This window comes from Actinoplanes sp. NPDC051633 (genome assembly GCF_040681735.1).
Taxonomy (GTDB): domain Bacteria; phylum Actinomycetota; class Actinomycetes; order Mycobacteriales; family Micromonosporaceae; genus Actinoplanes.
Genome location: NZ_JBFAZH010000505.1, coordinates 1 through 5,457 on the forward strand (window position 1 = coordinate 1; position 5,457 = coordinate 5,457).

Consider the following 5,457-nt stretch of genomic DNA (forward strand, 5'->3'; position numbering starts at 1 on the left):
GCGGCGCCGAGCCGGGCATGCGCGCGGGCGGTCGTGCGGTCGCGGGCCAGGCTGTGGGTGGTGGCGAGCCGGGCGCGCGCACCGGCGGTCGTGCGGTTGCAGGTCAAGCCATGGGCGGGCCTGTTGAGGGAGACGGCGGGCCGGGCTCTCGCACCGGTGGCCGCGCCGCTCCGAGCCGCGCAGCGGTGGAAGGCGCTGAGCCAGGCATTCGCACCGGTGGCCGAGCCATTGCTGGGCCGGCGGCGGGTGGCGCCGTCTTCGGCGGTGCGGCGGTGGGCGGCACTGCGGTTGGCGGGGCTGCCGTGGGTGGCGCTGCCCTGGGTGGCGCTCCTGCCGTTGGTCGGCGCGTGGCTTCGTCGCCCGGCTGGCCCGAAGTCGACCCGATCGGCCCGCGTCCGATGCACGGCGGCCGCCCCGCGCCACGCCCTCCCGGTGGTGGCGTGCCCGGCCAACGAAGTCGCGGCGCCGCCTCGGTGACGCCGCCTGTGTCACCGGGCTATCGCGCACTGCAAGAACCGGGCTTGCAGGGCGGCACCTATGGCGCTGCCCGCCCGCGCCCGCCCGCCACGGGTCCCAACAGGCCGGGCCACGCCGGAGCTTCCGAACCCGACCTGTCCGGCCGCCCCGGGGTAGCACGACTCCAGCCAGGACAACGGCCGGGCCACGGCGCGCGGCCCGGCGTGGCGGGCAGCTACGCCGTTCAATCCGACTTCCCCGCCGACTATGCCGAGCAGCCCAACGCCGCAGGCAACTACGCCGTTCAATCCGACTTCCCCGATGAATACGGCGAGCAAGCCGATATGTCGGGTGGCTTTGCCGCGGACTCCGGCGTGCCCGGCGGCTACGCCGCAGACTTCGACGCCGCGGACGGCTACGCCGAGGATTTCGACACCGCGGGCGGCTATGCCACGGAGTTCGGTCAAGCGGGCGGTCACGCCGTGGCCGACCGAGCCGGCGGCTATGCCACGCAGGCCGATTCGTCTGGCACCTATGCCGCGCAGGCCGATGCTTCCGGCACCTATGCCGCGCGGGCCGATTCGTCTGGCACCTACGCCGCGCAGGCCGATGCTTCCGGCACCTATGCCGCGCGGGCCGATGCTTCCGGGACCTATGCCGCGCGGCCCGAACTGCCCGGCGCCTTTGACGACAGCGGCGAAGTCGTTCCCGCGCGGCCGGCTTCGGGTCTCTATGGCGACCAGGGCGGCCGCCGCCGGGCCGACGTCACCGCTGTGGACCTCGGCTACACCGGTCGCCGCTCCCGGCCGGACCCCGAGGCACACGACGACGAGTTCCACGGGGACGAGTTCCACGGGAACGACAACTACTGGGAGGCCGGCTACGGCGCGGTGGATGCCGGCTACCCGGGCTGGGCCGAGGCCGACGAGCGCCACGGCGGGCGGTCATGGCGCGGCCGCGACGACACGGGCGGCTGGTAGCCGCCGCCGTTACTTGTCGATGTCGCCGACGACGAAGAACATCGACCCCAGAATCGCGATCAGGTCGGGAACCAGGCAGCCCGGGAGGAGGGTGGCCAGGGCCTGGACGTTCGCGTAGGACGCCGTGCGCAACTTGAGCCGCCACGGTGTCTTCTCGCCGCGGGACACCAGGTAGTAGCCGTTGATGCCGAGCGGGTTCTCCGTCCACGCGTACGTATGGCCCTCCGGCGCCTTCACCACCTTGGGCAGCCGCACGTTGACCGGCCCGCTGATCGTGTCCACCCTGTCCAGACACTGCGTCGCCAGGTCGAGCGACACGTAGACCTGATCCAGCAGCACCTCGAACCGCGAATGACAGTCACCGGCGGTCCGCGTCACGACCGGCACGTCGAGCTGGTCGTAGGCCAGATAGGGCTCATCCCGCCGCAGATCGATGTCGAGCCCGCTGGCCCGCGCGACCGGTCCCGAGGCGCCGTAGCCCGCCGCCTGCTCGGCCGTGAGAACGCCGACCCCGACCGTCCGGGACAGGAAGATCTCGTTCCTCCGGATGAGATTGTCCAGGTCGGGCATCCGCCGGCGAACTTCCCCGATCGCCTCCCGGGCCCGGCTCGTCCATCCGGCCGGCACCTCCTCCTTGAGCCCACCCACCCGGTTGAACATGTAGTGGATGCGCCCGCCGGACACCTCCTCCATCACCGCCTGGAGTGTCTCGCGCTCCCGGAACGCGTAGAACATCGGCGTGATCGCGCCGATCTCCAGCGGGTACGAGCCTAGGAACATCAGGTGGTTGAGCACCCGGTTGAGCTCGGCCAGCGCCATCCGCAGCCAGACCGCGCGCTCGGGCACCTCGATGCCCATCAGCCGCTCGACGGCGAGCACGACGCCCAGCTCGTTCGAGAAGGCCGACAGCCAGTCATGCCGGTTCGCCAGCACGATGATCTGCCGGTAGTCGCGCACCTCGAAGAGCTTCTCGGCACCGCGATGCATGTAGCCGACGATCGGCTCGCAGTCCACCACCCGCTCGCCGTCCAGCGTGAGCTTGAGGCGGAGCACGCCATGCGTGGACGGGTGTTGCGGCCCGATGTTCAGCACCATGTCGGCCGTGTCGAGGCCGGAGCCGGTGCCGACTGTCATCTCCCGCAGATCGCTCACCACAGCATCGTGCCACGCTCGCCGAGATCGATCGTGTGCAGCAGCCACCAGTGCCCGCCCAGCCCGGCCGGATCAAGCAACTCGGCCGCTGCCCCGGCCAGCGAGAGCCGGCGGAGATAACCGGTGGGATCGTCCCGAGCGAGCTCCAGCGACGGCCGGGCGCCGTCGACCCCGAGCGCCTTCAGCGCCTCCCTCTGCCGCCTGAGCGCGTACGAGCCACCGCCCGCGACCGCCACCGCGTCCATGGCCACATGCGCCGTGACGTCACAGCTCCCGTCCGGCACGGGCGAGATCTGCCGCCCGCCCCGGAACCCGGTCAATGTCCCGAAGAGCGGCCGGCCCTCGCGCAGATGCCCGTAGTCGACGGCCAGCGCGCCGCCACGCCGCACGCTCCCGACGGCGTCGGCCCAGGCCAGGTCCCGAGGCCAGCCGATCTCGATCCGGCGCCCGTCATCAGGCGCGTCCCCGTCCGGACAGGCAGGCCACCACCGGGCCGCCCACATGCGGTCGGCCGGGTCCATGGGTGCGCCCAGGCGTTCCTCGCCGGTTGCCGGATCGACCAGGATCTTGCGCTGCGTCTGGGCGTCCGCCACGTCCAGCGGCACGTTGTCCAGCCATTCGGTGGCCAGCAGCAGGCCGACAACCCCGTCGGGCACCTCGTGGCGCCACGCGACTCGCGGGTCGAGGCCCGTGGGCCGCGCGGCGAGGTCGACGCCGACCAGCCGGAACCGGTCGTCGAGCGCGCCACCGGCCTGCAGGGCAGTCAACAGCTCGCCCCGCCCGGCGCCGACGTCGACGATGTCGAAGGTCTTCGGCCGGCCGAGTGCCACGTCGATCCGCCGCACCAACTCGGCGACCGCTCCCGCGAACAACGGTGAGGCATGCACGCTGGTGCGAAAATGGCCGGCCGGCCCGTCGCTCCCGGAGACGAAGAAGCCGCCCGGACCGTACAGGGCCGTCTCCATCGCGGCGCGCCAGCCGACCGGGTGCATGCCGCAACAGTAGGCCGACGCCGAGGCGGACCCGCTGGAGTGATGCCCTGAAAGTGCCTGGTGGTGTTCTTCACAAGACTCGAACCGGACCGGTGAAACGCGGGCATAATGGCAGCGCATTTGTCGCGTCGCGCGAGAGCTGGATCCTGTTGACCACCGCGGCACCTCTCACCGTCGGGTTGATCGGCGCGGGCCGGGTCGGCGCCGTCGTGGGTGCCGCGCTGCATGCCGCCGGCCACCGCGTCGTGGCCACCACCGCGGGTTCCGCCGCGTCCCGGGACCGAGTCGCCAAACTGCTTCCGGACGCTGCCGTGCTTCCCGCCGACGAGGTCGCCGGCGCCGCCACCGGCCTGTTGCTGATCGCCGTCCCGGATGACGCTCTGCCGGGCGTGGTGCGAGGGCTCCGTGCCCGCGGAGCCGTCGCGCACACCTCCGGCGCACACGGTGCGGCGGTGCTGGGCGACGTCGACGGCCTCGCCCTGCACCCGGCCATGACCTTCACCGGCGAGGCCGCCGATCTGGAACGCCTGCCGGGCATCTCGTGGGGCGTCACCGCGGCCGATCGGGCGCTCGCCACCCGGCTGATCGCCGACCTGCGAGGGACTCCGGAGTGGATCGCGGAGGAGGCCCGTCCGCTCTATCACGCTGGACTTGCCCACGGCGCCAACCACCTGGTCACCCTCGTGAACGACGCGGCCGGCCTGCTGGCCGCCGCCGGCGTCGAGCGACCCGCGACGGTGCTGCGGCCGCTGCTCGAGGCCGCCCTCGACAACGCACTGCGGCTGGGCGATGCGGCCCTGACCGGTCCGGTCTCGCGCGGTGACGCGGGCACAGTGGACAAACACCTGAATCATCTCCCTGCAGAGTTCGCTCCGGCCTATCTCGCCCTCGCCCGCCGCACCGCCGACCGTGCGATCGCCGCCGGCCGCCTGCGCCTCGATGAAGCCGCACAGGTGCTGGAAGTGTTGGCCCGCACCGGCGAGGGAGCCCATGACAGCACGGGCTGATGCGGCGGCGCATCGTTCCGCGGTCTGTCATACCGGGGTTGGATGCAAGCGCGTTCGGGATGCGGCACAGTCCAATGCGGCCGGCGGATTCGTCGCGGGGGAGAGGGCAGTTGGATGACGGAGTTGATCTCTGACAAGGCGGGGCTGGACGCCGCCCGCAAGGCGATGCCGGGCACGGTCGCCGTGGTGATGACCATGGGCGCGCTGCACGACGGCCATCGCCAGCTGATGCGGGCCGCCCGCGCGCACGCCGACCGGCTGATCGTCACGATCTTCGTCAACCCGCTGCAGTTCGGGCCCAACGAGGATTTCGATCGCTATCCCCGCACCCTCGAGACGGATCTCGAGGTCTGCCGAGAGGAGCGGGCCGACGTCGTGTTCGCTCCAGGCGTCGAGGAGATGTATCCCGGCGGCCTGCCCGCCATCCGCGTCGACCCCGGTGAGCTGGGCACGATCTACGAGGGCGCCAGCCGGCCCGGGCACTTCACCGGCGTCCTCACCGTCGTGTGCAAGCTGTTGCAGCTCACCCGGGCGCACGTGACGTTCTTCGGTGAGAAGGACTTCCAGCAACTCGCCCTGGTCCGGCGCATGGTGCGTGACCTGGACATCCCGGTCGAGGTGCACGGCGTGCCGACGGTGCGCGAGCCTGACGGCCTGGCTCGATCGAGCCGCAACCGCTATCTCTCGCCAGACGAACGCACGGCCGCGCTGACCCTCTCGCGAGCGCTCCGGGCGGGTGCGGCGCAGTCCACGGCCGAGGCCGCGCTGTCCGCGGCCGATGAGGTGGTTGCCCGGGGCGCGGGGGGGGGGGGCGACAACCAGGGCCGCACCCGCCCACAGCGCGGGGCCGCGCCGGGGGGCGGCCCCGCG

At 72.3% G+C, this 5,457-nt stretch carries 6 protein-coding genes; 4 read left to right on the forward strand and 2 right to left on the reverse strand.

Annotated features, from left to right (window positions below; all coding sequences use genetic code 11):
* Together AB0M20_RS25120 and AB0M20_RS25125 are read left to right on the forward strand one after the other, a co-directional pair.
* Positions 1-477: hypothetical protein (locus AB0M20_RS25120; RefSeq protein WP_364302105.1), on the forward strand; the 477-nt coding region annotated here is incomplete at its 5' end.
* A gap of 203 nt (positions 478-680) precedes the next feature.
* Positions 681-1,436, forward strand: coding sequence for a hypothetical protein (locus tag AB0M20_RS25125; protein WP_364302107.1), 756 nt, complete (start codon positions 681-683; stop codon positions 1,434-1,436).
* Between the two features lie 9 nt (positions 1,437-1,445).
* Here the strand turns inward: AB0M20_RS25125 and AB0M20_RS25130 are convergent, their stop codons facing one another.
* Complete coding sequence (locus AB0M20_RS25130; RefSeq protein WP_364302116.1) at positions 1,446-2,570, reverse strand: NADH-quinone oxidoreductase subunit D; 1,125 nt, start codon at positions 2,568-2,570, stop codon at positions 1,446-1,448.
* Positions 2,571-2,584: 14 nt separating this feature from the next.
* Complete coding sequence (locus tag AB0M20_RS25135) at positions 2,585-3,580, reverse strand: SAM-dependent methyltransferase (protein WP_364302110.1); 996 nt, start codon at positions 3,578-3,580, stop codon at positions 2,585-2,587.
* A gap of 149 nt (positions 3,581-3,729) precedes the next feature.
* Between AB0M20_RS25135 and AB0M20_RS25140 the strand changes: the two genes are divergently transcribed.
* Positions 3,730-4,587 carry a DUF2520 domain-containing protein gene (locus tag AB0M20_RS25140; protein ID WP_364302112.1) on the forward strand — a complete coding sequence of 286 codons (858 nt, stop codon included), beginning with the start codon at positions 3,730-3,732 and terminating at the stop codon, positions 4,585-4,587.
* A 114-nt stretch (positions 4,588-4,701) separates the two neighbouring features.
* The coding region (panC, locus tag AB0M20_RS25145; RefSeq protein WP_364302114.1) for a pantoate--beta-alanine ligase at positions 4,702-5,457 on the forward strand (756 nt) is incomplete at its 3' end.

Excerpts from the sequence above, each read along its gene's own strand:
- AB0M20_RS25135 (WP_364302110.1), bottom strand. The coding sequence starts at position 3,580 with ATGCACCCGGTCGGCTGGCGCGCCGCGATGGAGACGGCCCTGTACGGT.
- AB0M20_RS25130 (WP_364302116.1), bottom strand. The coding sequence starts at position 2,570 with ATGACAGTCGGCACCGGCTCCGGCCTCGACACGGCCGACATGGTGCTG.